A 24,785-nucleotide genomic window follows, 5' to 3' on the forward strand; every position below is an offset into this window, starting at 1 on the left:
GTTGCCTAGCGGATGTTCGGGTCGAAGGTGAAGATCACCAGCGTGCCCAGAAGAATGGTGAACACCGTGGCGGTGTAGAGCAGGCCCTTCAGCCACAGCCGCGTGTTGGCACGCTCGGCGTAGTCGTTGATGACGGTACGCAGGCCGTTGGCGCCGTGCAGCATGGCCAGCCACAGCATCAGCAGGTCCCAGACCTGCCAGAACGGGGACGCCCAGCGGCCGGCCACGAAGGCGAAGCCGATCTTGGAGACGCCGCCGTCGAGCACCAGCTGGATCAGCAGGTGGCCGATGACCAGGACGACGAGCACGATGCCCGAGAGGCGCATGAAGAGCCATGCGGCCATCTCGAAGTTGCCGCGGGTCGAGCGCGGCGTCTTGCCGGTGCGCTTGCGCGGGGCCTCGATGTACGGCGCCGGGTTGTCGACGTCGTAGAGGGTCACGCCCTCCACGTCGCCGACGGCCTTGGCAGAAGAAGTGTCAGAAGACATGCGCGTCACTTCCCGAACAGTTCAGCGGCTGCGTGGCCGAGCACGGGGTACAGGGCCCCGACCATGAGCACGATCCAGATGCCCATGACGCTCCAGAGCATGTGCTTCTGGTAGCGCGGGCCCTTGGACCAGAAGTCCACAGCGATGACACGGAGACCGTTGAGCGCGTGGAAGAGGATGGCGGCCACGAGGCCGTACTCCAGCAGCGCGACGATCGGAGTCTTGTAGGTAGCCACGACATCGTCGTACGCCTCAGGGGAGACGCGGACGAGAGCGGTGTCGAGGACGTGTACGAACAGGAAGAAGAAAATGAGGACGCCGGTGACTCGATGAGCCACCCAGGACCACATTCCTTCCCGGCCGCGGTACAACGTTCCAGCCGGCACGGAAAACCCTCCGGAAGCGGGGCGGGGGCCAGCCGGCTTCGTTGTCGGTCGGGCCCGGCCGGGTACGGTCCTCCGGCCCCGGCCATCGTAGCGACGCTTTGTCGGTTCCTTCGCCCGGGGGTCATCGGTGTGATCAAACAGGCACGGACGGGCTATCCCACAGGGGCGAATAGCCCGATTCGGTCGCAGACAGCCCGTCTGCCGAGGTCAGCCAATGTGTCAGGTCCCACAGCCGGGCCTGGGCGAGGCGGCGCAGTTCGTCCGCCGAGATCGAGCGCTCCTCGTCCACCTCGTGACCCATGCGCCGCCGGACGGCCGTCAGCAGCTGGTCCGCCTGCTCCTCCGGAGGGTGCCCGTCGAGGCAGATCACGAAGGCGTGCCCGAATTTGCGTTCGTACTCGGCGTGGGCCGCGTCCAGGGCCAGGAGCGCGGCGTACGAGGCCCCGTGCCCCAGCTCCGCCGGGGACTCGGCGGCCAGCGCCTGCGTCAGGTCGGCCTGGGACAGGTCGTACGAGGCCTCGTCCGCGGCGGCGAGCAGTGCGCCGAGGTCGGGGTAGGGGCGGTGGGCGGCCACGCGCTCCGCCCAGCGAGGGCTTCCGCAGCACTGCAGCAGGACGGCCTGGACGGTGTCGCAGGACAGGGCGTTGAACCGCGCCAGTCCGGAGCCGTGCGAGGGATCGGAGCTGCCGCGGGCCTGTGCCGGAAGGTGGCTCGACAGCGGGGGGCTCCTCGGGGCGTGGCGCGGGTGTCCCGCCACGCTAGCGAGACGGGGGCGGGTGTGTCGTACCCATTCGAGGATTTCACCCGGAAGTGAGCCGAAAGGATGAGGGAAGCGGCGCGGACCGGAGGATGAAGAGGCGGCGCCGGGGAAAGGGGAAGGCGACCGAGGCCGCCACCCCCCACAGGAGAGGCCCCGGTCGCCGTCCGTCACGGGCTCGTGCGACAAGCCCGTAACCCTGTCAGCGCCTCCAGTGCGTTTTATGTCACACCGCTCTCCGCGCTGGCTCCGTCGCTGGCTGTACAACGCGTGGACGTGGAGTGCCGGAAAGCCGTAACGTGCTGATTTGCGCAGGACGTACAGGACAGTGAACGGGTTGGGGACTTTGCTGGGGGACGACGCGGAGCTGACCGCCGCGGTGCTCGCGGCACAGGGCGGCGACGAGAACGCGTTCCGTACTGTGTACCGCGCCGTGCACCCGCGCCTGCTCGGATACGTACGCACGCTCGTCGGAGACGGTGACGCGGAAGACGTGACCTCCGAGGCCTGGCTGCAGATCGCCCGCGACCTCGATTCCTTCACCGGCGACGCCGACCGCTTCCGGGGCTGGGCCGCCCGCATCGCCCGCAACCGGGCGCTCGACCACATCCGCATGCGCGGCCGCCGCCCCGCCATCGGCGGCGACGAGACGGAGCTGACCGGGCGGGCCGCCGACTCCGACACGGCCGGCGAGGCCATGGAGTCCCTTTCCACCGGCCTGACCATGGCGCTGATAGCGCAGCTTCCCCAGGACCAGGCGGAGGCCGTCGTCCTGCGGGTCGTCGTCGGCCTGGACGCCAAGAGCGCCGCCGAGACCCTGGGCAAGCGGCCGGGCGCGGTACGCACCGCCGCGCACCGGGGGCTGAAGAAGCTGGCGGAACTGCTGGCGGCGCAGGGTCTGGACGGCGACTTCGGACCGGGCGCGGACCCGGTTGTTCCGGTCGGTGATAATGCAGGGAGCCCAGAGCGGGACGGCGGGGGCGGGAGGGATCTCGACGCCGTACCCGCGCAGCGTGGCCGGAGCGGTGGCCTCGTAGAACAAACCGGTGTGACGCATTCACGTTGGCGGACGCAGAAGGACATGTGATGGCCGACGAGCGCAACAGGTGGCTGGACGAAGCCGCGGCGGACGAACTGCTGCGCGGCGAGCCGGTGGAACCTGTCGGTCCCGGAGCCGATCGCGCAGCCCGGGGTGACGCGGCCCGGCTGCGCGCCGCCCTCGACACCCTGGAAGCCCTCGCCGAACCTCCGCCCCCCGGGGCGGAGCTGCCCGGCGAGGCAGCCGCGGTGGCCGCCTTCCGCGCCGCGCACGGCGCGACGCCGGTGAGCGGCCCCGACGCCCGGCCCGGACCCCGCCCCACGGCGGCCGGTACCGGCGAGCCCCTCCTCGACCTCGGCGCCCTCGTCCCCGCGCCCAGACGCCGCCGGACGGTACGGTTCGGCCTGGCGGCGGCCGTGGCCAGTGTCGCGGTCGGCGGACTGGCCGCCGCCGCGGCGACCGGACTGCTCGACCGGTCCGGGCACGGCCACGCGGCCCCCGCACCGGCGCTGTCCGTCAGCGCGGACGGCGACCCGGCACCCGGCGACACCGCCGGCCCCCCCTCCCCCCGCAACTCCGTCCGCAACCGCTGCGCAGCGGCGACGGCTCGCCGGCCCCCTCGGGCGCGGCGCCGACCGTGGGCGCGGACGGGCAGCCGACGGGCGGAACCGGAACACCCGGTCAGCCCTCGTCCGGCGCGACCTCCAGCGGCGGCCTGTTCAAGGACGGCCAGGGAAAGACGGGGAGCGACTCCACGGGCGGGGAGGGCGACTCGGACCGCGAGGGCGAGCGGGCCAACCGGCTCCAGGCCGCGGCCCTGTGCCAGGACTACCGGGCGGGCCGCCTCGACGACGACCGCCGCGAGCGGCTCTCGCGCCTGGCCCGCGGCCTCCCGCGCATCCCGCGCTACTGCGAGTCCGTGCTGGACGGGGTGGACGAGACCGGCCGGGACGAGGGCGGCCGGGGCGACTCCCCGGACGCGTCGGGCGGGCGCAGCGCCGGGGGTGGCCGCAGCGTCGGTGACGGCGACGGCCGCGCGATAGTCGAGGCGCCGGCGCCGGCGCCGGTCCTGACCGGCACGGCCGACGCGGGCCTCCACAGCCGCCGCTGACACCAGCTGTAACACTTTTCGCATCCGTGGCGCAGTACATAACGAGCCGACTGGTCATCGGCCGCGCATGAGCCGGGGTTCCCCCCGTACCCCTGGGCTCTGCGCAACCGGCGCGGGCAGGGTTCGTTCCCCCGGCCCTGCCCGCGCCCTCTACGTCACCAGTAGACGACGACCTTGTCGCCGACGTGGACCTGGTCGAACAGCGCCGACAGCCTGGCCTTGTCCCGGACGTTCACACAGCCGTGCGAAGCACCGTTGTAGCCGCGGGCCGCGAAGTCCGCCGAGTAGTGCACCGCCTGGCCGCCGCTGAAGAACATCGAGTACGGCATGGCCGTGTGGTAGAGCGTGGACGTCCACTCCTTCTCCTTCCGGTCCACCTTGAAGATGCCCTCACGGGTCGGGGTGTTCTCCGAGCCGAAGCGCACGTCCATGGTGGAGAGGACCTTGCCGTCGATCATCCAGGCGAGGGTGCGGCTCTCCTTGCTGATGCACATGACCCGGCCCTCCATGCATCGGGCGTCGGGGGCGTCGGGCTCGTTGACGGTCGGCGGGCGCAGCTCCTGCTCCGTGGGCATCTGCGTGGCGCCCTGGATCTTCTTCCAGGTGGCCGCGTCGACCGAACCGGTGGCGCCCAGACCGTTCCTCGACTGGAAGGACTTCACCGCCGCGGTCGTCTTCGACCCGTAGAAACCGGTCGGCGCGACACTCAGCAGCTTCAGCTGCTTCAGCCGGGCCTGGAGCTCGCGCACCTGCTCGCTGTCGTCACCGTTCGCCATGATCTGCTTCACCGCCGGAGACGGCGAGGGCGAGGACGACGGGGACGCCGACTTGGAAGGCGATGCCGACGGCGAGGCGTCACCGGGCTTGTCGTCGGTGGACGGGGACGTCGCAGGTGAGGAGACCGCCGTGGACGCTGACGGAGCCGGTGGGGCGGAAGCTGACGACTCCGCCTTCTGCGGCCCGCAGGCGGTCGCGGCAAGCGCGACGGCGGTGGCGATTCCGAGCGTGCGGATTATGACTCTCTGGCGGTGCATCGCGGTCCCCCGATTTCTACGTCGTGTCATGTAGTCGATGTCTGGCGCGCGTGGAGAGTTGCACACGGTCGCGGGATGTTGCGCCATTGTGACAAGCACCGCCCGCAGCCGTCGGCGGGGACGGTTGTATCAGCCCCGGGCCCGGTTGCCCTACCGAGGACTCGCCCATGGCACAGACCGAGAGCGGCATTCCGATCGAACCCGTCTACGGGCCCGGTGACCTGACGGGGTGGGACCCGGACGCCAAACTGGGCGAACCGGGTGCTTACCCCTATACCCGGGGGATCTACCCCACGATGTACACAGGCCGCCCGTGGACCATGCGGCAGTACGCCGGCTTCGGCACGGCCGCCGAATCCAACGCCCGCTACCGCCAGCTCATCGCCGGCGGCGGCACCGGACTGTCCGTCGCCTTCGACCTGCCGACCCAGATGGGACACGACTCCGACGCCCCCCTCGCCCACGGCGAGGTCGGCAAGGTCGGGGTCGCGATCGACTCGCTGGACGACATGCGGGCCCTGCTGGACGGGATCCCGCTCGACCGGGTCTCCACCTCGATGACCATCAACGCGCCCGCGGCACTCCTGCTGGTGCTCTATCAGCTGGTGGCGGAGGAACAGGGGATCGCGGGCCAGAGGCTGACGGGCACGGTGCAGAACGACGTCCTGAAGGAGTACATCGCCCGCGGTACGTACATCTTCCCGCCCGGACCCTCCCTCCGGCTGACGGCGGACACCTTCCGGTACTGCCGCGCCGAGATCCCCAAGTGGAACACCATCTCCATCTCCGGCTACCACATGGCCGAAGCGGGCGCCTCGCCCGCGCAGGAGGTGGCCTTCACCCTCGCCGACGGCATCGCGTACGTCCGTACGGCCCTCGCGGCCGGGATGGGGATCGACGAGTTCGGGCCCCGGCTCTCCTTCTTCTTCGTCGCCCGCACCACCCTGCTGGAGGAGGTCGCCAAGTTCCGCGCAGCGCGGCGGATCTGGGCCCGCGTCATGCGGGAGGAGTTCGGGGCGCGGGACCCCAAGTCGCTGATGCTGCGCTTCCACACCCAGACCGCCGGGGTGCAGCTGACGGCGCAGCAGCCCGAGCTCAATCTCGTACGGGTGGCCGTGCAGGCCCTGGCCGCCGTCCTCGGCGGCACGCAGTCGCTGCACACCAACTCCTTCGACGAGGCACTGGCCCTGCCGACGGAGAAGTCCGCCCGGCTGGCGCTGCGCACCCAGCAGGTCCTCGCGTACGAGACGGACGCACCCCACACCGTGGACCCCTTCGCCGGTTCCTACGCCGTGGAGCGGATGACGGACGAGCTGGAGGCCGAGGTGCTCGCGCTGATGGAGCGCATCGAGGACCGGGGCGGGGCCGTGACCGCGATCGAGACCGGTTTCCAGAAGGCGGAGATCGAGCGGAACGCCTACCGCATCGCGCGCGAGACCGAGAGCGGCGAGCGGGTCGTGGTCGGGGTCAACCGCTTCGCCCTGGAGCGCGAGGAGGCGTACGAACCGCTGCGCGTGGACCCGGCCATCGAGGCGCGCCAGTGCGAGGCGCTCGCGCGGCTGCGGGCGGAGCGCGACGGGGCGGCGGTGTCGGCGGCGCTGACGGCGCTGCGGCAGGCGGCCGCGGGCACGGACAACGTGCTCTACCCGATGAAGGAGGCCCTGCGCGCGCGGGCCACGCTGGGGGAGGTGTGCGGGGCGCTGAGGGAGGTGTGGGGGACGTACGAGCCGGCCGCTTCCACGTGGTGACGGAGCCGCTGGGAAACGGCGGACCGACAGGCGCGTCCCTGTGGGACACTCCTGCCCATGCTGGGTGTGACCGATCTTCCTACGTATCTCGCCGGCCTGGTGCTGATCATCCTGCTGCCGGGTCCCAACTCCTTGTACGTCCTGTCCGTCGCGGCCCGCCGCGGGGTGCGCGAGGGGTACAAGGCCGCATCGGGTGTGTTCACCGGCGACGCCGTCCTCATGGTGCTGACCGCCGCCGGCGCGGGAGCGCTGCTCCAGGCGAGCCCGCTGGTCTTCACCGTGGTCAAGTACCTCGGGGCCGGGTACCTGGCCTGGCTGGCGCTCGGGATGCTGCGGGCGGCCCGGAGCATGTGGCTCCACCGGGAAGCGCGGCAGGAGGAGCTGCTGAGCGCCGGGGAGCCGGCGGGCGCCGCCGAGCGGCCCTACCGGCGGGCCCTGGTGGTGAGCCTGGTCAACCCGAAGGCCATCTTGTTCCTGCTGTCCTTCTTCGTGCAGTTCGTCGACCCGGGATACGCCTACCCCGCCCTGTCGTTCCTGCTGCTGGGCGCCGCCTCCCAGTTGCTGAGCTTCCTCTACCTGACGACTCTGATCTTCACCGGCACCCGGCTGTCCGCCGCCTTCCGCCGCCGCAAGCGGCTGTCGGCCGGGGCGACGACGGTGGCGGGCGCGCTGTTCGCGGGCTTCGCCGCCAAACTCGCCGTCAGCTGAGCGCGCGGCGCAGCCGCCCGAGCCGCCGGACGGTGCGGCGTACGGCGGGGATCCGCGGCAGGAAGGACAAGCCGGCCGGGATACCGCCCGGCAGGCCCAGCGCGGTCAGGCGGCGGCGGGCGAAGTACCGCAGGGTGCGCGGGGTCAGGTGCCGGGCCAGGTAGGCCTCGGCCGCCGCCCGCCGCGAGGACAGGACCTGCCTGGCCTCCTGGGACCAGCTCGACGCGGGCCTGCTGCCGCAGGGCGACCCGCACTGGCTCGCGGCCCAGGGCGTCCGCGGCCCGGCCGCCGGCGGCACACCGGCCGCGCAGGGCACCCCCACCGGGCAGGGCACCCCCACCGCGCACGGCACACCGGCCGCGCAGGGCACCCCCGGCGCACCCGCCGCAGACGACGCCTGCCACCCGGACGACACACCCGGCGCGCACGACCCGTACGCCGCCGCCCGGGCCAGGGTCGCGGAGCTGACGGGCCGGCTCCGGCTCCCGCCCCCGGACCCGTACTACACGCTCACCACCGCCCCCCGGTACCTGCCCGAGATCCTCGCCCGCCACCACCTCGCCCCCGACGGCACCCCGCTCCCCGGCGCGGCCCGCCCGGCGGCGGCGGGAGAGTCCCGGCTGCGGCGGCGGCTGCGCGCCCAGCTGCGGGACGCCGCCCGCGGCGCCTACCGGCACGGCGTCCAGCGGGTCGCCCCGGTCATCCGCCGGATGGGGGAGCTGTGAGGGTCCTCACCGTGATCCCGGCCCGCGGCGGCTCCAAGGGAGTCCCGGGCAAGAACCTCGCCGAAGTCTCCGGCACGCCGCTCGTGGTCCGCGCCGTCCGGGCCTGCCTGGCCGCGCCGAACGTGACCGACGTGGTCGTCTCCACCGACTCCGAGGCGATCGCCGCCGTCGCCCGGCGCGCGGGAGCCGATGTCATCACCCGGCCCGCGGCGCTCTCCGGGGACACCGCCACCAGCGAAGCCGCCGTCCTGCACGCCCTGGCCGGCTTCGAGGAACTGCGCTCGCTCACCGTGGACGTCGTCCTCCTGGTCCAGTGCACCAGCCCCTTCCTCACCGTCCGCGACATCGACTCCGTCGCCGCCGCCGTCGCCTCCGGGGCGGCCGACTCGGCCCTCACCGCCGTCCCCTTCCACGGCTTCCTCTGGCGGGAGGGCGCCGACGGCGCCGCGGCCGGCGTCAACCACGAAGCCTCGTACCGCCCCCGGCGCCAGGACCGCCCGCGGGACCTGCTGGAGACCGGCGCCGCCTACGCCATGGCCGCCCCCGGCTTCCGCACCGCCCGGCACCGCTTCTTCGGCCGGACCCTCGCCGTCATCACCCACCCCGCGCGGGTCCTGGAGGTCGACGAGCCGCACGACCTCGCCCGCGCCCGCCTGCTCGCCCCGCTGTTCGACGTACACCCCGACCCGCAGCCCGTACACACCCCTCTGCTGCACACCCCACTGCCGCACACCGCAACCCCATTGCCGCATCCCGCACCCCAGCAGCCCGCGCCCCCGCACCGAAGGACACCGCCCGCCATGACCGCCGCCAGCCCCCACGCCCACGACGCCCGCCTGCGTACGTTCGGATCCCGCAGCGCCGGGCCCGGCCGGCCCGTCTACGTCGTCGGCGAGATCGGCATCAACCACAACGGAGACCTGGGCAACGCCCTCGCCCTCATCGACGCCGCCGCCGACGCCGGCTGCGACGCCGTGAAGTTCCAGAAGCGGACCCCGGAGATCTGCACCCCGCGCGACCAGTGGGACATCGAGCGCGACACCCCCTGGGGGCGGATGACCTACATCGACTACCGCCACCGGGTCGAATTCGGCGAGGACGAGTACCGCGCCATCGACGAGCACTGCGCGCTGCGCGGCATCGACTGGTTCGCCTCCCCGTGGGACACCGAGGCCGTCGCCTTCCTGGAGAAGTTCGACGTACCCGTCCACAAGGTGGCCTCCGCCTCCCTCACCGACGACGAGCTGCTGCGCGCCCTGCGCGCCACCGGCCGCACCGTGGTCCTCTCCACCGGCATGTCCACCCCGAAGCAGATCCGCCACGCCGTGGAGGTGCTCGGCAGCGACAACATCCTGCTGTGCCACGCCACATCGACGTACCCGGCCAAGGCGGAGGAGCTCAACCTGCGGGTGATCGAGACCCTGAAGGAGGAGTACCCCAACGTCCCGATCGGCTACTCCGGCCACGAGACGGGCCTGCAGACCACCCTGGCCGCCGTCGCCCTCGGCGCCGCCTTCGTGGAGCGCCACATCACCCTGGACCGCGCGATGTGGGGCTCCGACCAGGCGGCTTCCGTCGAGCCCGGTGGCCTGGCCCGCCTCGTCCGCGACATCCGCACCATCGAGACCGCCCTCGGCGACGGCGTCAAGCGGGTCTACGCCTCCGAGCTGGGCCCCATGAAGAAGCTCCGCCGCGTCCGGGGCGAGCCCGCGGCGCTCTGAGCCGCCCGCCGTACGAGGTTCCGTCCGCCCGCCCCCGACGAGGAGTTCGTGGTGACCCCTTCCGCCTCCGCGCTGGCTTTCGTCGAAAGCCCCGTCCAGCTCCTGAACGTGCTGGAGTGGGCGTACGCGCACGGCCAGGACCGGGCCGCGGCCCAGGACCCGGTGGGCGGCGGCAGCCCGGCCGGCGAGCCGGGCCCGCTGCGGATCGTCGTGCTGCCGCCGATCGACCCGATGTCCCGCGGCCAGCTGCGCCGGATGGCGGGGCTGGCGCGCGACGAGGGCCACCAGGTGCGGTGGCAGGAGGCCCGCGGCGGCCGGCTGGCGCCGCTCAAGGCACTCGCCGCACTGGCCCGCCAGGTCCGGTCAGCCCGCCGGGTCGTGGTCGGTGACCCCTTCTCGCGCTACGTCCAGCTGCTGCTCACGCTGGTACGGGCCGAGGAGCTCGTCGTGGTGGACGACGGCACCGCCACCCTGGAGTTCGTCGCCCAGACCGCCCGCGGCGAGCGGCTCGTACGCTGGCACCGGGTCGGCGGCGGGGGGCTGCCCGGACGGGTGCGCGAGCTGGCGTACGCACCGGTCTCGGCGACCGCGCGGCGCCGTTTCACTCCCGGCGAGGGCGCAGGGCGGCGCGTGGAGGTCTTCAGCTCGATGCCGGTCACCGTCCAGGGCGCGATGACGCTGCGGGTCAACGACTTCGCCTGGACCCGGTCCCGCTTCGGGCAGCCGCGGCTGGCCCGGGGCACCGATCTGGTGGGCACCTCGCTCGTGGAGACCGGGGTGGTGGATCCGCTCCGCTATCTGGACGCCGTGCGCGCACTGACCCTGGAGCACGGCGCGACCCGGTACTTCGCGCACCGCCGGGAGTCCCCGGAGAAGCTGCGCGCGCTGAGCGAGGCGACCGGGCTGGAGATCGTACGTCCGGACCTGCCGCTGGAGCTGATCGCCCGGCGTGGTCCCATCGGCCGTACGATCGTCAGCTTTCCGTCCACCGTCGTCCACACGCTGCCGTACGCCCTGACCGGTACCGGCGTCACGGTCGCCGTATGCGATGTGGACCCGGCCTGGCTCACCGGCTCGGCCTCGCCGAGGGCGCGCACTTTCCTGGCCGCAGTGACCGACACCGCCCGTGATGTGCGCAGACTTCCCCTCCGGGCGGCTCCCGCGGCCGGATGAGCGCGCGAGTTTACCCCTGGACGCACCCGGTCAAGCCTCCAGAGGCGGGTTTCTTTCCCCTAACGGCATGAACTTTTCGTGATCTCCAGCCACTTGGGTGGTCCGTACGCCTACCCTTCAACGGGTGAACCAGTTGATGTCCCGCGAGTCCCAGCCCGCCCAGCCTCCGGCGTCCGACCGGTCCGAGCTGCCCGGCACACTTCCGGACCACCTGCGTGCCGAACTGATCGCCTTCCGCCGGGACCTGCACATGCACCCCGAGCTAGGACACCAGGAGTTCCGCACCACGGCGGCGATCAAGGCCCGGCTGGAAAAAGCCGGCCTGCGCCCATGGGTGCTCTCGTCCGGGACCGGCCTGGTCTGTGACGTGGGGACCTGGGACGAGGAGCGGCTGAGCGCCTTCGAGGGCGGTGGCGGGCGCGGGGAGGACGGCGCACCGCTGATGATGGCCCTGCGCGCGGACATCGACGCCCTTCCCATCCCGGACACCAAGACGCACGTCCCCTACCGCTCGACCGTCCCGGACCGCGCCCACGCCTGCGGCCACGACGTGCACACCGTCACCGTGCTCGGTGCGGGCCTGGTCCTCGCGGGGCTCGACCGCCAGGGCCTGCTGCCCCGGCCCGTGCGGCTGCTGTTCCAGCCCGCCGAGGAGGTGCTCCCGGGGGGAGCCACCGAGGCCATCGACTCCGGGGCCCTGGAGGGCGTGGGGAAGATCATCGCGGTGCACTGCGACCCCCGGGTCGACGCGGGGCGGATCGGGCTGCGGACCGGCCCCATCACCTCGGCCTGCGACCGGCTGGAGGTCAGCCTCGCCGGTCCCGGCGGGCACACCGCCCGCCCGCACCTGACCACGGACCTCGTGACGGCGGCCGCCCGGGTGGCCATCGACGTCCCGGCCGTGCTGGCCCGCCGGATGGACGCCCGGTCGGGCATGTCCATCACCTGGGGCCGGATCGAGGCCGGGCACGCCTGCAACGTCATCCCGATGCACGCCGAGCTGTCGGGGACGGTCCGGTGTCTGGATCTGAACGCCTGGCACGATGCGCCCGACATGATCCACGCGGCGATCGACGAGGTCTCGACCATGCACGGGGCCAAGTTCGAGATCAACCACGTGCGCGGGGTGCCGCCGGTGGTCAACGACCCGGCGGTCACCGAACTGCTGCGGGAGGCGATGGCGGCCCGGCGCGGCACCGAGTCGGTGGAGGACACCGAGCAGAGCCTGGGCGGGGAGGACTTCTCCTGGTACCTGGAACACGTCCCGGGCGCCATGGCCCGCCTGGGGGTCCGTACCCCCGGCGACCCCGTCAAGCGCGACCTGCACCGGGGCGATTTCGACGTGGACGAGTCCGCGATCGCGGTGGGCGTGGAGTTCTTCACGGCCGCGGCCCTGCTGGACGGGCGCCGCCCCCGCCCGGCCGGATAAAGCCGGACCGGACGGCCCCATACAACATCCGCGTTCTCCCGGCGGATGCGTCCAGCCCTTGGTATACAAGGGCTGGACGCAGAGGGAGTCACCAATCGGTCACTGTCCGGTTCACGACGATCCGATAACGACTCATGAACGGGCCTTTAACTGACATCTACGCGCGTTACGATCGCCGCGAAACCAGCGCCGGTCGTGGCGCTTCGGTCAGGTTTTGAAGGAGCCTCCCCTTGCGCCGGATCAACAGGATCGCCACCGTGGGCATCGCGTCCGCTGCGCTGGCCCTCTCGGCCACCGCCTGTGGCGGTAAGAACTCGTCGGACACCGCAGCTTCCAAGGAGCCGAGCGCCGCCATCGCGTACGACATCGGCGGCCGAGGCGACCAGTCGTTCAACGACGCCGCCTACGCGGGCCTGCACAAGGCCGAGACGGAGCTGAAGATCAAGGGCGCCGAGGCGGAGCCCACGGACGGCGAGGGCGAGGCCGACAAGGTCCAGCGCCTCACCGAGCTCGCCCGCAAGGGCAACAACCCGGTCATCGGCGTCGGTTTCGCCTACGCCCCGGCCATGAAGAAGGTCGCGGCGAAGTTCCCGGACACCACGTTCGGCATCATCGACGACACCTCGGTGACCGGCCCCAACGTGGCCAACATGGTCTTCAACGAGGAGCAGGGCTCCTACCTGGCCGGCGTCGCCGCCGCCAAGGTCTCCAAGACCGGCACGGTCGGCTTCATCGGCGGTGTCGAGGTTCCGCTGATCAAGAAGTTCGAGGCGGGCTTCGCCCAGGGCGTCAAGGACACCGACCCGAACGCCAAGGTCATCGCCCAGTACCTGAGCCAGCCGCCGGACACGAGCGGCTTCTCCAAGCCCGACCTCGGCAAGGCCGCCGCGAACGGCCAGCTCGACGCGGGCGCCGACGTGGTCTACGCGGCCGCGGGCCTCGCCGGCACGGGCGCCATCGAGGCGGCCGCCCTCAAGGGCAAGTGGGCCATCGGCGTCGACTCGGACCAGTACAACCAGGCCGGTCTGGCGAAGTACAAGGACCACATCCTGACCTCGGTCACCAAGGACGTCTCGGACTCCGTCTTCGACCTGATCAAGTCGGTCAAGGACGGCAAGCCGGCCACCGGTGAGATCCGTTACGGCCTCGACAAGGACGGCGTCGGCCTGTCCGACTCCAACCCCGAGTACAAGAATATGACCGAGGTCATCGCCGCGGTGGACAAGGCCAGGGCCGACATCATCGCCAAGAAGATCACGGTCAAGACCGCGCCGTAAGGCCGCGTCCGACACCGCACGTGGTCTCCGGGGTCCGGGAAGCGGCTCTGCCGCTCCCGGGCCCCGAGCCGCGTCCTGTGGCCAGTCGGCCGCAAGTTTTCACCTCCGACAGTGCTACGCGCGTAGAGGCATCGTGGACGCGATAGCTTCTCTCCTCGCCCTGTCCCCCCCTGCCTTCCGCTCCTTCCGCGCCAAGGAGAGTGCGTCATCAACGCGTCCAGCCCGCCCCCCGCCGTAGAACTCCACGGCATCACCAAGCGCTTCCCCGGCGTCGTCGCCAACAAGGACATCGCGATCACCGTCCGCAAGGGCACGGTCCACGCCCTCGTCGGTGAGAACGGCGCCGGCAAGTCGACCCTGATGAAGATCCTCTACGGCATGCAGAAGCCGGACGAGGGCACCATCGCCATCGACGGGGAACAGGTCTCCTTCCACCGCCCCGGCGACGCCATCGCCCGCGGCATCGGCATGGTGCACCAGCACTTCATGCTCGCCGACAACCTCACCGTGCTGGAGAACGTGGTTCTCGGCGGCGAGCAGCTCCACGGCATCGGCGCCAAGGCCCGTAAGAAGATCGAGGAGATCTCGGACGCGTACGGCCTCGGCGTACGCCCCGACGCCCTGGTCGAGGACCTGGGTGTCGCCGACCGCCAGCGCGTGGAGATCCTCAAGGTCCTCTACCGCGGCGCGAAGATCCTCATCCTCGACGAGCCCACCGCCGTCCTCGTGCCGCAGGAGGTGGACGCCCTCTTCGACAACCTGCGCGAGCTCAAGGCCGAGGGGCTCACGGTCATCTTCATCTCCCACAAGCTCGGTGAGGTGCTCAAGGTCGCGGACGACATCACCGTCATCCGCCGCGGCACGACGGTCGGCACCGCCGACCCGCGCAACACCACGACCAAGCAGCTCGCCGAGCTCATGGTCGGCGCCGAACTGCCGTCGCCGGAGACCCGCGAGTCCACGGTGACCACCACGCCGATGCTGGCGGTCCAGGGCCTGACGCTCGCGGAGAGCGGGGTGAGCGCCCCGCTCGCCGCCACCGCGCCCCCCGAGTCGCCCGCCGACTCCTACGTGCACGAGAAGGTCCCGGCCGGCCGCCTGCTGCTGGACGACATCACCTTCACCATCCACAAGGGCGAGGTCCTCGGCATCGCCGGTGTCGAGGGCAACGGCCAGACCGAACTGATCGAAGCCCTCATGGGCATGGCCTCCGCCGACGCGGGCGTGATCACGCTGGACGGCGAGGACATCACCAAGGCCCCGGTCCGCAAGCGCCGCGTGGCCGGCATCGGCTACATCCCCGAGGACCGCCACCGCCACGGCCTGCTGCTGGAATCCCCGCTGTGGGAGAACCGCATCCTGGGCCACGTCACCGAGGCGCCCAACTCCAAGCGCGGCATCCTCGACCCGAAGGCCGCCCGCAAGGACACCGAGCGGATCGTGCGCGAGTACGACGTCCGCACGCCCGGCATCGAGGTCACCGCCGCCTCGCTCTCCGGCGGCAACCAGCAGAAGCTGATCGTCGGCCGTGAGATGAGCCACCACCCGAAGTTCCTCATCGCGGCCCACCCCACGCGCGGTGTGGACGTCGGCGCGCAGGCGCAGATCTGGGACGCGATCCGCGAGGCCCGCCGCGAAGGCCTGGCCGTGCTGCTGATCTCCGCCGACCTCGACGAGCTCATCGGCCTGTCCGACACCCTGCGCGTCATCTACCGCGGCCGCCTGGTCGCGGACGCCGACCCCGCGACCGTGACCCCCGAGGAACTCGGCACCGCCATGACGGGCGCCGCCTCCGGGCGACTGGAAGCAACCGACAACCACTCCGCCGGTGCCGACGCTGGTACCGAATCGCCGGAGGACGAGGCCCGATGAAGAAATTCGACAAGGACCGGCTGCTCCTGGCCGTCGCCGGCCCCGCGCTCGCGCTGGTCAGCGCCTTCCTGCTGACCATCGTGGTGCTCGCCGCGACGGGCGTGGACCCGATCGAGCCGCTGCGCCTGATGGTGGAGAACGCCGGCTACGAGGACGTTCAGGTCCTCATCGTGAACCAGGCCGGTACGTACTACCTGGCGGCCCTGGCCGTGGCCATCGGCTTCCGGATGAACCTCTTCAACATCGGCGTCGACGGCCAGTACCGCCTCGCGGCGATGCTCTCCGCGGTCGTCGGCACGGCCGTCACCCTGCCCGGCCCGCTGCACATCCTGCTGATCGTGGTCGTCGCGATGATGGTCGGTGCCTTCTGGTCCGGGATCGCCGGTGTCCTCAAGGCCAAGCGCGGCGTCAGCGAGGTCGTCTCCACGATCATGCTGAACGCCATCGCGACCAGCGTGATCGCCTACCTGATCCTCCCGAAGAACCTCGGTGTCCAGCCGCCCGGATCCAATGACCTGACCACGGGCGACATCGCCCCGTCCGGCTGGTTCCCCGCGCTGGAGATGAACGACGGCCTGGAGATCTACGGCTTCACCTTCGTCGCCTTCGCCCTGGGCGTCGTCTACTGGTTCGTGCTGGGCCGCACCCGCTTCGGCTTCGACCTGCGCGCCACCGGCGCCAGCGAGTCCGCTGCCCAGGCCTCCGGGGTGGACGCCAAGAAGATGATCATCACCTCGATGCTCATCTCCGGCGCCGTCGCCGGCCTCGCCGGCATGCCGGTGCTGCTGGGCGAGAGCCACACGTACAGCCTGTCCTTCCCGGTCGGTGTCGGCTTCACCGGCATCACCATCGCGCTGCTCGGCCGCAACCACCCGGTCGGCATCCTCTTCGCCGCGTTCCTCATGGCCTTCATCGACAAGGCCTCGGCCTCCCTCGACACGGCCGGGTACGCGAAGGAGATCGGCACGATCATGAAGGGCCTGATCGTGATCGCGGTCGTCGTCTCGTACGAGCTCGTCCGCCGCTACGGGATCCGCCGCCAGCAGCAGAAGGTCGGCGAGGAACTCGCCGCCGGTGGCGCCATCAAGACCGACAAGGAGGTCGCGGCGTGAGCACCAGCACCGTCTCCGCGACGAACGCCGCCCCGAAGAAGCCGGGCGGCCGCAAGAAGCTCACCCTGCCGTGGATCATGCTGATCATCGCGGGCGGCCTCGCGCTGGTCTCGCTGGTCCGCCTGATCAGCGGCGCGGACGACCTGACCTCGGTCGGCCAGGTCTCCGGTGCCCTCTCGCTCGCCGTGCCGATCGGCCTCGCCGGCCTCGGCGGCCTGTGGGCCGAGCGCGCGGGCGTCGTCAACATCGGCCTCGAAGGCATGATGATCCTCGGCACCTGGTTCGGTGCCTGGGCCGGCTACCAGTGGGGACCCTGGAGCGGCGTCCTCCTCGGCATCGCCGGCGGCGCCGTCGGCGGTCTGCTGCACGCGATCATCACGGTCACCTTCAACGTCAACCACATCGTCTCCGGTGTGGCGATCAACATCCTGGCGCTGGGCTTCACCCAGTACCTGTCCAACTTCACCTTCGCCGAGGCGCCGGGCGGCTCCTCCAAGCAGTCGCCGCAGGTCGAAGGGATCTACAAGGTCACCGTGCCGGGGCTGTCCGACTGGATGGCGGACCTCCAGGCCACCCACTGGTTCTTCGTCTCCGACCTCGCCGGCGTCATCGGCGGCCTGGTCACCGAGATCTCGCTGCTCACCGTCCTCGCCCTGCTGCTGATCCCCGGCAGCTGGTGGGTGCTGTGGCGGACCACCTTCGGTCTGCGGCTGCGCTCCTGCGGCGAGAACCCCGTCGCCGCGGAGTCGCTCGGCGTCAACGTCTACAAGTACAAGTACATCGCCGTGGTCGTCTCGGGCGCGCTCGCGGGCCTCGGCGGCGTCTTCCTGTCGATCGTCGCCAGCCCCATCTACCAGGAGGGCCAGACCGGCGGCCGCGGTTTCATCGGCCTCGCCGCGATGATCTTCGGTAACTGGATGCCGGGCGGCATGGCCCTGGGCGCCGGCCTGTTCGGCTTCATCGACAGCCTGAAGCTGCGCGGCGGCGCGGAGAACGTGCACGCGATGCTGCTGCTGATCGCGATCCTGCTCCTGCTCGTCTGCGCCTGGCAGCTGTACAAGAAGAAGTACGTCCAGGCGGGCGTCTCGGCCGTCTGCGCCGTCCTGCTCTTCGTCTGGTACCTGCTGACCGACGAGGTGCCGAGCCAGTTCGTGGACGCCGCCCCGTACGTGACGACCCTGCTGGTGCTCGCCCTGTCGGCGCAGCGGCTGCGGATGCCGAAGGCGGACGGCCTGCCGTACCGCAAGGGCCAGGGCAAGTGACGAGCCCGGAACCGGACCCGGCTCCCGCCCCGGACTGGGAAGCCCTGCGCGCCGCGGCCCGGGACGCCATGTCCCACGCGTACGCGCCGTACTCGGGCTTCCCGGTCGGGGTCGCCGCCCTCGTGGACGACGGCCGGACCGTGACGGGCTGCAACGTCGAGAACGCCAGCTACGGGCTGGGCCTGTGCGCCGAATGCGGGCTGGTCTCCTCGCTCCAGGCCACCGGGGGCGGCCGCCTCACGCACTTCACCTGCGTGGACGGCAAGGGACAGCTCCTGGTCCCCTGCGGGCGCTGCCGTCAGCTGCTGTACGAATTCGGCGGGCCGGAGCTGCTCGTGGACACCCCGGACGGGATCCTGCCGCTGGCGGCGATGCTGCCGCAGGCCTTCGGGCCGGACCACCTGAGATAGCCGTGCGACGGCCCTTCGCCCCTGGCCGGGCGGAGGGCCGTCGCCCTTCCCGGCGGAGGGCGGTCGCCCTTCCCGGCGGAGGGCGGTCGCCCTTCCCGGCGGAGGGCGGTCGCCCTTCCCGGGCGGGCGGCCGACCCCCTTACCCCTCTCTTCTCCACCACCTCTCTCTATGCGCGTAGAAGGAAGTCACCTCATGGACGTCATCTCCGTCATCCGGACCAAGCGGGACCGCGGTGAGCTGAGCCCCGAGCAGATCGACTGGGTCATCGACGCTTACACGCGCGGTGTCGTCGCCGACGAGCAGATGTCCGCGCTGGCGATGGCCATCCTGCTGAACGGGATGAACCGCGCCGAGATCGCCCGCTGGACGGCCGCGATGATCGCCTCCGGCGAGCGCATGAACTTCGACTCCCTCTCCCGCCCCACCGCCGACAAGCACTCCACCGGCGGCGTCGGCGACAAGATCACGCTGCCGCTCGCCCCGCTGGTCGCCGCCTGCGGAGCCGCCGTACCGCAGCTGTCGGGCCGGGGGCTCGGCCACACCGGCGGCACCCTCGACAAGCTGGAGTCCATCCCCGGCTGGCGCGCGCTGCTCTCCAACGAGGAGATGCTGCACGTCCTGGACACCACCGGCGCGGTCATCTGCGCCGCGGGCGACGGCCTTGCCCCGGCGGACAAGAAGCTCTACGCCCTGCGCGACGTCACCGGCACGGTCGAGGCCATCCCGCTGATCGCCTCCTCGATCATGTCGAAGAAGATCGCCGAGGGTACGGGCTCGCTCGTGCTCGACGTGAAGGTCGGCAGCGGCGCCTTCATGAAGAACATCGAGGACGCGCGGGAGCTGGCGTCGACGATGGTCGCCCTGGGAACCGACAGCGGCGTCAAGACGATCGCCCTGCTCACCGACATGGCCACCCCGCTCGGCCTGACGGCCGGCAACGCGCTGGAGGTCCGCGAGTCCGTCGAGGTCCTGGCGGGCGGCGGGCCCTCGGACGTCGTGGAGCTCACTCTGGCCCTGGCCCGGGAGATGCTGGACGCGGCCGGCATCAAGGACGCCGACCCGGCGAAGGCCCTGGCCGACGGCTCGGCGATGGACGTCTGGCGCCGGATGATCGCGGCGCAGGGCGGCGACCCGGACGCGGCGCTCCCGGTGGCGCGCGAGCAGCACGTGGTGACGGCTCCGGCCTCGGGCGTCCTGACCCGCCTGGACGCGTACGGGGTCGGCGTGGGCGCCTGGCGCCTGGGCGCGGGCCGCGCGCGCAAGGAGGACCCGGTGCAGGCGGGCGCCGGCATCGAGCTCCACGCCAAGCCGGGCGACACGGTCACGGCGGGCCAGCCCCTGATGACCCTGCACACCGACACCCCGGAGAAGTTCGACTACGCCCTGGCCGCGCTGGAGGGGACCTACGACGTCGCTCCGGCGGGAACGTCCTTCTCCGCCACGCCGATCGTGCTGGACCGCATCGCCTGACCTGCGGCTTCTCATTCGGGTGAACGGGATCGGTGGACCCCCGCCGGTCCCGTTCGGCATGCTGGGATCGGTGACAAGGCGGTGGGAGCACACCATGAGCGCACTCGCAGTCGAGCACCAGCCCCCGAGCGGTGACGACTGGGATTCCTTCCCCCGGCCGTAGGCGGCTTCCTCCGGCCCTGCCGATGAGTTCGGGCGGGGCGGGGGGTCTGCCTCACGTGGAGATCAGAACCGTCGCCCTGGAGGGGCAGGAGCCGGATACCGCCGAGTTGTGCGCGCGCGTGCGCGAGCTGTGCAGGGACGGGCCCGACTGGATGGTGTGCGACGTGAGCGGAGTCGTCGCACCCACTCTCGCGACCGTCCAGGCCCTCGCTCGTGCCGCCCTGACCGCCCGGCGCCTCGGCGTCCGCTTCGAGGTGCGGGCTGCGCCGCCGCTGCGCGGCCTGCTGGAGCTCGTAGGGCTAGGGGAGACGCTCCGGGAGGCCGAAGAGCGGGAACCACCGCTCGGTGTCCAGGAAGGCGTTGAGGCCGGTGATCCTGCCGTCTGACACCTCCAGCACCTGGAGCGCCCACGGCGTGTGCCCCGGCTGCCCGTCCGCCCGCGGACGGTACTGCCCGAAGGCAGGCAGGCCGTTGGCCGTCGTCGGGATCAGGCGCGAGCCCTTGCAGCCGATGCCCTGGTTCAGGTGCCAGGCGGCGATGTCGGCGGGGCCGCGCAGCCACAGGTCGTACGGCGGCATGGACAGCACCGCGTCCTCGTGCAGGAGCGTGGTGAGCCGGGAGATGTCATACGCCTCGAAGGCCGACAGGTACTGCTCCAGCAGCCGGGCCTGATCCGCGTCCAGCGGGTCCGCCGGGTCGCTCTCGCGCAGCCGCTGGCCGGCGAGCGTGGCCCGCGCCCGCTGGAGCGCGCTGTTCACCGACGCCACCGTCGTGTCCAGCAGGTCCGCGACCTCCTCCGCCTTCCAGGCCAGTACCTCCCGCAGGATGAGCACGGCCCGCTGCTTCGCCGGCAGGTGCTGGAGGGCCGCGACGAACGCCAGTCGGACGGACTCCTTCGCCAGCGCCATCTCGGCCGGGTCGGCGCTCTGCGGGAGCACCCGGCCGTCCGGGACCGGCTCCAGCCAGGTCACCTCCGGCCGTTCGTTGAGGACGGCGGAGGCCTGGTGCTGAGGTGCGGTGAGATCCATGGGACGGGCCCGCTTGTTCCCGGCCTTCAGCAGGTCCAGGCAGACGTTCGTGGCGATCCGGTACAGCCACGACCGAAGCGAGGACCGGCCCTCGAACTTCTCGAAGCTGCGCCAGGCACGGATGTACGTGTCCTGCACCGCGTCCTCGGCGTCGAAGGACGAGCCGAGCATCCGGTAGCAGTAGCCGGCGAGCTCGACGCGGTAGCGGTCCATCGCCGCGTCGAGGTCCGTGCCGGTCGCGAGGTCTGTCATGTCCGCCGATCCCCCTGGTAGAACCCGATGCTTCGGAAACTACCGGAGGGCTCTGACAGTCGCAGCCGGACCGGGGGATGCCGGGGGATACCAGGGGATGCCTCAGCGGGCGGATGCCGCCGGGGCCGCCGCCCGGCGCTCGGCGCGGGCCGAGCGGCTCCCGTACAGCGTGACCGACACGACGCCGAGCACGGCCAGCAGCGCGATGCCCACCGTGGCCGCCCACCCGGCGCTGTGGTAGGCGAGGGCGCCCAGCGTGCCGCCGGCGCTGGAGCCCAGGTAGTACGCGGACTGGTAGAGGGCGGAGGCCTGCGCCCGGCCCGTCTTCGCCGTCCCGCTCACCGCCGAGGAGGCCACCGCGTGGCCCGCGAAGAACCCGGCCGTGACCAGGACCAGGCCCAGCAGGATCGCGGCCAGCGATCCGGACAGCGAGAGCAGCAGCCCGAGGGCGGTGGTGGCCACGGCCAGGTACAGCGCGCCGCGCCGCCCCGTGCGGGCGACCAGCTGACCGGCGGCGGCCGAGGAGACCGTACCCACCAGGTAGATCAGGAAGATCGACCCGATGACGCCCTGCCCGAGGGAGAACGGCTCCTCCACCAGGCGGTAGCCGATGACGGTGTACACGGCGCCGAAGACGGTCATGAACAGCGCGCCGATCGCGTACAGCCGCAGCAGCAGCGGATCGCGCAGGTGGCCGCGGACGGTCCGCCCGACCGCGCGCGGGTTCAGCGACGCCGGACGGAAGAACCGGGCCCGGGGCAGCAGCACCAGGAACGCCACCGCGCAGACCAGCGACATGACGGCGACGGCGGCGAGTCCGGCCCGCCAGCCCCCCAGCTGGGCCGCCCAGCCGGTGACGAGGCGGCCGCTCATGCCGCCGATGGAGTTGCCCGCGACGAACAGTCCGATGGCTGCCACCAGCGCCTTCGGCTTGACCTCCTCCGCCAGGTACGCCATCGCGGACGCCGGGATTCCGGCGATCGCCGCGCCCTGCACCGCCCGCAGCGCCACCAGCCACTCCAGGCTCGGCGCGAACGGCACCAGCAGGCCCACGCCGACGGCCACCACCATCGACCAGCGCATCATCCGCGTCCGGCCGAACCGCTCGGACAGCGCGCTCAGCGGCAGCACGCACAGCGCCAGCGCACCGGTGGCCGCCGACACCGTCCAGCTGGCGCGGCCCGCCGTCACGCCGAAGCCGTCGGAGATCGCGGGGAGCAGCGCCTGGGTGGAGTAGAGGAGGGCGAAGGTCGCGAGCCCGGCGGCGAAGAGCGCGAGGCTCATGCGGCGGTAGCCGGGGCTGCCGGGGGAGTGCGCCACGGGTCCGGCGCCCACGGGCGGAGAGGTACGGAACGACGAGGGGGAGGCACCCGCGATGACGGGTGCCCCGGTATGAGCGGGAGGCATACGACGACGGTAGGCTCGGCTTTTTCATGCGTCCAATGCACGGATTCGCGCTAATCGATCCACCTCTGCATCAGCCCAGCTCAGGATGGCGCCTGTCGATGAACCGTTACGAAGAAGACATGGCGATGACACGTCTGCTGGCCCCGCGCCTCGCGTACTTCGCGGCAGTGGCCCGGCACGAGCACGTCACCCGCGCCGCGCACGAACTGGGCGTCCCGCAGTCCACCCTCTCCCGGGCCATGGTGCGCCTCGAACACGACCTGGGCGTCACGCTGTTCGCCCGCAAGGGCCGCACCGTCTCCCTCACCACGGCGGGCCGCACCTTCCTGGCCTCCGCCGAACAGGCCCTGGACGGGATCGCCCGCGCCGCCGAATCCGTCCAGCAGGACGCCGACCCGTCCTACGGCAAAGTCGCCTTCGGCTTCCTGCACACCCTGGGCCCCGAGACCGTACCCGGCCTGATCCGCGCCTTCCGCGCGGACCACCCGCGCGTGCGCTTCTCCCTCGTCCAGAACTACGGCGAAGCCATGCTGGAACGGCTCCGTACCGGCGAGCTCGACCTCTGCCTGACCTCACCGCTCCCCGACGCCCCCGACCTGGTCGCCCGCCGCCTCGACGAGCAGCGGCTTCGCCTGGTCGTCCCCGACGACCACCGCCTCGCCACTCGCAAGCGCGTCCGCCTCGCCGAGGCGGCCGAGGAGACCTTCGTGACCCTCGAACCGGGCTACGGCCTGCGGCGCATCACCGACGACCTGTGCGCGGAGGCCGGTTTCACCCCCCGCGTCGCCTTCGAGGGCGAGGAGGCCGAGACCCTGCGCGGCCTCGTCGCCGCCGGCCTCGGGGTGGCCCTGCTGCCGCCTCCGGCCGTGCCCCGCCCCGGCGTCGTGGAGCTGACGGTCACGGCCCCGCGCGCGGTCCGCGAGATCGGCGTGGCCTGGCTCGACGGCCACCCCGACACCCCACCGGTGGCCGCGTTCAAACGCTTCCTCCTCTCCCGCAGGGGCAACCTCATCCCGGACCTGTAGGCACTGACGAAACGCCTCTTCCATCCCGGCGGGCTTCCGAGCCGCCCCCTCTGCCCCGGCCGGTGTCCGAGCCGCACATCCAGCACCGCCGGCGTTTGAGGCGCGGGGTCTGGGGCGGAGCCCCAGGTCCGGGCGCAGCCCGGCTCAAACCTCCGCCTCCGGCTCCGCCGCAGACGGCCCGCCCGGCCCGCCGGGCCCCAGCAAGTACCCGGCCTGGAACCGGGACTTCGCCCCCACCGCCCGCATGATCTCCGCGATGTGCCGCTGACACGTCCGCTCCGACATGCCCAGCCGACGCGCGATCACCTTGTCCTCCAGCCCCTCCGACAGCAGCCGTACGATCGTCTGCCTCAGCTCGTCCGAGATCGACCGCGCCGCCTCCGGACTCACCGTCGTCGCGAAGGGCTCCGCCTCCAGCCAGGACCGCTCGAACGCCGCCGTCATGAAGTGCACGACATTCGGCTCGCGCACCACCAGCGCCGCCCCCGGCCGGTCCGGTACGGCCATCAGCCCCGTGTGGTCGTCGAAGACCAGCATCCGCATCAGTCCGTCGCCCAGCGTCCGCACCTGCGCGCCCAGCGCCATCACCCGTTCCACATACGCCGCCGTGGGCCGCGAATAACGCGCCGTGTGCTGGTAGATCGTCCGCATCCGCACACCCCTGGAGAGCAACGACTCATCCCGCCCGATGGACTCCTCCAGGGTTTCCAGCGGCCTGCCCCCGCCCGGCTGCGAGGTCAGCAGCTCCCGCTCGCACGCCGCGACCAGCTCCCCGATCAGTGCGCGCACCGCTCCCAGGTCCGTGACCAGCTCCAGCCGCCCCGACCCGCTCAGGTCCCGGTGCGCGGTCCCCGCCTCGTACGCGGGCACCAGCGTCTCCAGCCGCTCCCGCACCCGGTCCATCTCCTCGTGGGTCTCCCGCGCGAGGAGTGCGAGCGGGGCCAGGGCCCGGGCCGCCGCCGCCCGGGGCGCGACCGCGCTCCACCGGTCCGCCCCGCCGTCGGGCGCTCGCTGGAGCAGATGTGCGGCGGCCAGCTCGGCGATCGCGGCGGCCGCGCGCGCCCCCAATGCCTCCGCGGCCTGGGCCGCGTCGAAGGCGTGCCGCTCGACCGCGTACGCGTACAGGCGCCGGGCCGCGGGGCTCAGCTCTGCGGATTCGTCGGCTGGCATATGCATATTGGTCCCGGT

Annotated in this window: 22 protein-coding genes and 2 pseudogenes; 17 read left to right on the forward strand and 7 right to left on the reverse strand. The window is 71.9% G+C overall.

The window, feature by feature from the left end:
• Positions 1 to 5: 5 nt before the first annotated feature.
• The 3 genes from ACWDX7_RS01270 to ACWDX7_RS01280 all read right to left on the reverse strand — a co-directional run bounded on the left by ACWDX7_RS01270 (position 6) and on the right by ACWDX7_RS01280 (position 1,631).
• Positions 6 to 488, reverse strand: a complete 483-nt coding sequence (locus tag ACWDX7_RS01270; protein ID WP_355410327.1) for a succinate dehydrogenase hydrophobic membrane anchor subunit — start codon at positions 486 to 488, stop codon at positions 6 to 8.
• Positions 489 to 493: 5 nt separating this feature from the next.
• Positions 494 to 874: a succinate dehydrogenase, cytochrome b556 subunit gene (gene sdhC / locus ACWDX7_RS01275; RefSeq protein WP_451491521.1), complete on the reverse strand. Its 381-nt coding sequence runs from the start codon at positions 872 to 874 to the stop codon at positions 494 to 496.
• Between the two features lie 133 nt (positions 875 to 1,007).
• Positions 1,008 to 1,631: a 2-oxo-4-hydroxy-4-carboxy-5-ureidoimidazoline decarboxylase gene (locus ACWDX7_RS01280; protein ID WP_451491520.1), complete on the reverse strand. Its 624-nt coding sequence runs from the start codon at positions 1,629 to 1,631 to the stop codon at positions 1,008 to 1,010.
• Positions 1,632 to 1,977: 346 nt separating this feature from the next.
• Here ACWDX7_RS01280 and ACWDX7_RS01285 point away from each other — a divergent pair, with 346 nt between their 5' ends.
• Positions 1,978 to 2,718, forward strand: a complete 741-nt coding sequence (locus ACWDX7_RS01285) for an RNA polymerase sigma factor (protein WP_451491575.1) — start codon at positions 1,978 to 1,980, stop codon at positions 2,716 to 2,718.
• 589 nt (positions 2,719 to 3,307) lie between these two features.
• The gene (locus ACWDX7_RS01290; RefSeq protein ID WP_451491519.1) at positions 3,308 to 3,781 is read left to right on the forward strand and encodes a hypothetical protein; all 474 of its coding nucleotides are present in this window, start codon (positions 3,308 to 3,310) and stop codon (positions 3,779 to 3,781) included.
• Between the two features lie 155 nt (positions 3,782 to 3,936).
• On the opposite strand, the gene ACWDX7_RS01295 is transcribed toward ACWDX7_RS01290, so the two are convergent.
• The gene (locus ACWDX7_RS01295; RefSeq protein WP_451491518.1) at positions 3,937 to 4,557 is read right to left on the reverse strand and encodes a L,D-transpeptidase family protein; all 621 of its coding nucleotides are present in this window, start codon (positions 4,555 to 4,557) and stop codon (positions 3,937 to 3,939) included.
• A 425-nt stretch (positions 4,558 to 4,982) separates the two neighbouring features.
• Here ACWDX7_RS01295 and ACWDX7_RS01300 point away from each other — a divergent pair, with 425 nt between their 5' ends.
• From ACWDX7_RS01300 to ACWDX7_RS01365, 14 genes and pseudogenes are all read left to right on the forward strand, one after another.
• Entirely contained in the window at positions 4,983 to 6,563 is a 1,581-nt protein-coding gene (locus ACWDX7_RS01300; RefSeq protein WP_451491517.1) for an acyl-CoA mutase large subunit family protein, read from the forward strand.
• 57 nt (positions 6,564 to 6,620) lie between these two features.
• A complete protein-coding gene (gene leuE / locus ACWDX7_RS01305; RefSeq protein WP_451491516.1) occupies positions 6,621 to 7,271 on the forward strand; it encodes a leucine efflux protein LeuE in 651 nt (216 codons plus the stop codon).
• 197 nt (positions 7,272 to 7,468) lie between these two features.
• Positions 7,469 to 7,996, forward strand: a pseudogene (locus ACWDX7_RS01310) (hypothetical protein); the annotation flags it as partial.
• An 11-nt stretch (positions 7,997 to 8,007) separates the two neighbouring features.
• A pseudogene (locus ACWDX7_RS01315) lies at positions 8,008 to 8,364 on the forward strand (acylneuraminate cytidylyltransferase family protein); the annotation flags it as partial.
• Positions 8,365 to 8,796: 432 nt separating this feature from the next.
• Complete coding sequence (locus ACWDX7_RS01320) at positions 8,797 to 9,717, forward strand: N-acetylneuraminate synthase family protein (protein WP_451491574.1); 921 nt, start codon at positions 8,797 to 8,799, stop codon at positions 9,715 to 9,717.
• A 51-nt stretch (positions 9,718 to 9,768) separates the two neighbouring features.
• On the forward strand, positions 9,769 to 10,890 hold the full coding sequence (locus ACWDX7_RS01325) for a hypothetical protein (RefSeq protein WP_451491515.1): 1,122 nt from the start codon (positions 9,769 to 9,771) through the stop codon (positions 10,888 to 10,890).
• A 136-nt stretch (positions 10,891 to 11,026) separates the two neighbouring features.
• The gene (locus ACWDX7_RS01330; RefSeq protein ID WP_451491573.1) at positions 11,027 to 12,319 is read left to right on the forward strand and encodes an amidohydrolase; all 1,293 of its coding nucleotides are present in this window, start codon (positions 11,027 to 11,029) and stop codon (positions 12,317 to 12,319) included.
• Between the two features lie 230 nt (positions 12,320 to 12,549).
• A complete protein-coding gene (locus ACWDX7_RS01335) occupies positions 12,550 to 13,596 on the forward strand; it encodes a BMP family lipoprotein (protein ID WP_451491514.1) in 1,047 nt (348 codons plus the stop codon).
• Positions 13,597 to 13,803: 207 nt separating this feature from the next.
• Complete coding sequence (locus tag ACWDX7_RS01340; protein ID WP_451491572.1) at positions 13,804 to 15,468, forward strand: ABC transporter ATP-binding protein; 1,665 nt, start codon at positions 13,804 to 13,806, stop codon at positions 15,466 to 15,468.
• Complete coding sequence (locus tag ACWDX7_RS01345) at positions 15,465 to 16,580, forward strand: ABC transporter permease (protein ID WP_451491513.1); 1,116 nt, start codon at positions 15,465 to 15,467, stop codon at positions 16,578 to 16,580. The genes ACWDX7_RS01340 and ACWDX7_RS01345 overlap by 4 nt, the downstream gene beginning before the upstream one ends.
• A complete protein-coding gene (locus ACWDX7_RS01350) occupies positions 16,577 to 17,842 on the forward strand; it encodes an ABC transporter permease (protein ID WP_451491512.1) in 1,266 nt (421 codons plus the stop codon). Before ACWDX7_RS01345 ends, ACWDX7_RS01350 begins: the two co-directional genes overlap by 4 nt.
• On the forward strand, positions 17,839 to 18,252 hold the full coding sequence (locus ACWDX7_RS01355) for a cytidine deaminase (RefSeq protein WP_451491511.1): 414 nt from the start codon (positions 17,839 to 17,841) through the stop codon (positions 18,250 to 18,252). The genes ACWDX7_RS01350 and ACWDX7_RS01355 overlap by 4 nt, the downstream gene beginning before the upstream one ends.
• Positions 18,253 to 18,445: 193 nt before the next feature.
• A complete protein-coding gene (locus ACWDX7_RS01360; RefSeq protein WP_451491510.1) occupies positions 18,446 to 19,723 on the forward strand; it encodes a thymidine phosphorylase in 1,278 nt (425 codons plus the stop codon).
• A 218-nt stretch (positions 19,724 to 19,941) separates the two neighbouring features.
• Positions 19,942 to 20,271 carry an STAS domain-containing protein gene (locus ACWDX7_RS01365; protein ID WP_451491509.1) on the forward strand — a complete coding sequence of 110 codons (330 nt, stop codon included), beginning with the start codon at positions 19,942 to 19,944 and terminating at the stop codon, positions 20,269 to 20,271.
• Here the strand turns inward: ACWDX7_RS01365 and ACWDX7_RS01370 are convergent.
• Both ACWDX7_RS01370 and ACWDX7_RS01375 read right to left on the reverse strand, forming a co-directional pair.
• Positions 20,185 to 21,165: a sigma-70 family RNA polymerase sigma factor gene (locus ACWDX7_RS01370; protein WP_451491508.1), complete on the reverse strand. Its 981-nt coding sequence runs from the start codon at positions 21,163 to 21,165 to the stop codon at positions 20,185 to 20,187. The two genes, ACWDX7_RS01365 and ACWDX7_RS01370, sit on opposite strands and share 87 nt — an antisense overlap.
• A 102-nt stretch (positions 21,166 to 21,267) precedes the next feature.
• A complete protein-coding gene (locus tag ACWDX7_RS01375) occupies positions 21,268 to 22,572 on the reverse strand; it encodes an MFS transporter (RefSeq protein ID WP_451491507.1) in 1,305 nt (434 codons plus the stop codon).
• A gap of 125 nt (positions 22,573 to 22,697) precedes the next feature.
• On the opposite strand from ACWDX7_RS01375, the gene ACWDX7_RS01380 reads away from it, so the two are divergent.
• Positions 22,698 to 23,597, forward strand: coding sequence for a LysR family transcriptional regulator (locus tag ACWDX7_RS01380; protein ID WP_451491571.1), 900 nt, complete (start codon positions 22,698 to 22,700; stop codon positions 23,595 to 23,597).
• A gap of 144 nt (positions 23,598 to 23,741) precedes the next feature.
• Here the strand turns inward: ACWDX7_RS01380 and ACWDX7_RS01385 are convergent, their stop codons facing one another.
• Positions 23,742 to 24,767, reverse strand: coding sequence for a LuxR C-terminal-related transcriptional regulator (locus tag ACWDX7_RS01385; protein ID WP_451491506.1), 1,026 nt, complete (start codon positions 24,765 to 24,767; stop codon positions 23,742 to 23,744).
• Positions 24,768 to 24,785: the final 18 nt, after the last annotated feature.

It is taken from the genome of Streptomyces sp. NPDC003034 (assembly GCF_053591375.1).

What these genes read in the sequence shown, in the direction of transcription:
- ACWDX7_RS01270 (WP_355410327.1), bottom strand. Translation starts at nt 488, where the DNA reads ATGTCTTCTGACACTTCTTCTGCCAAGGCCGTCGGCGACGTGGAGGGC.
- ACWDX7_RS01295 (WP_451491518.1), bottom strand. Translation starts at nt 4,557, where the DNA reads ATGGCGAACGGTGACGACAGCGAGCAGGTGCGCGAGCTCCAGGCCCGG.
- ACWDX7_RS01300 (WP_451491517.1), top strand. Translation starts at nt 4,983, where the DNA reads ATGGCACAGACCGAGAGCGGCATTCCGATCGAACCCGTCTACGGGCCC.
- leuE (WP_451491516.1), top strand. Translation starts at nt 6,621, where the DNA reads ATGCTGGGTGTGACCGATCTTCCTACGTATCTCGCCGGCCTGGTGCTG.
- ACWDX7_RS01320 (WP_451491574.1), top strand. Translation starts at nt 8,797, where the DNA reads ATGACCGCCGCCAGCCCCCACGCCCACGACGCCCGCCTGCGTACGTTC.
- ACWDX7_RS01330 (WP_451491573.1), top strand. Translation starts at nt 11,027, where the DNA reads ATGTCCCGCGAGTCCCAGCCCGCCCAGCCTCCGGCGTCCGACCGGTCC.
- ACWDX7_RS01345 (WP_451491513.1), top strand. Translation starts at nt 15,465, where the DNA reads ATGAAGAAATTCGACAAGGACCGGCTGCTCCTGGCCGTCGCCGGCCCC.
- ACWDX7_RS01360 (WP_451491510.1), top strand. Translation starts at nt 18,446, where the DNA reads ATGGACGTCATCTCCGTCATCCGGACCAAGCGGGACCGCGGTGAGCTG.
- ACWDX7_RS01370 (WP_451491508.1), bottom strand. Translation starts at nt 21,165, where the DNA reads ATGACAGACCTCGCGACCGGCACGGACCTCGACGCGGCGATGGACCGC.
- ACWDX7_RS01375 (WP_451491507.1), bottom strand. Translation starts at nt 22,572, where the DNA reads ATGCCTCCCGCTCATACCGGGGCACCCGTCATCGCGGGTGCCTCCCCC.
- ACWDX7_RS01380 (WP_451491571.1), top strand. Translation starts at nt 22,698, where the DNA reads ATGACACGTCTGCTGGCCCCGCGCCTCGCGTACTTCGCGGCAGTGGCC.
- ACWDX7_RS01385 (WP_451491506.1), bottom strand. Translation starts at nt 24,767, where the DNA reads ATGCCAGCCGACGAATCCGCAGAGCTGAGCCCCGCGGCCCGGCGCCTG.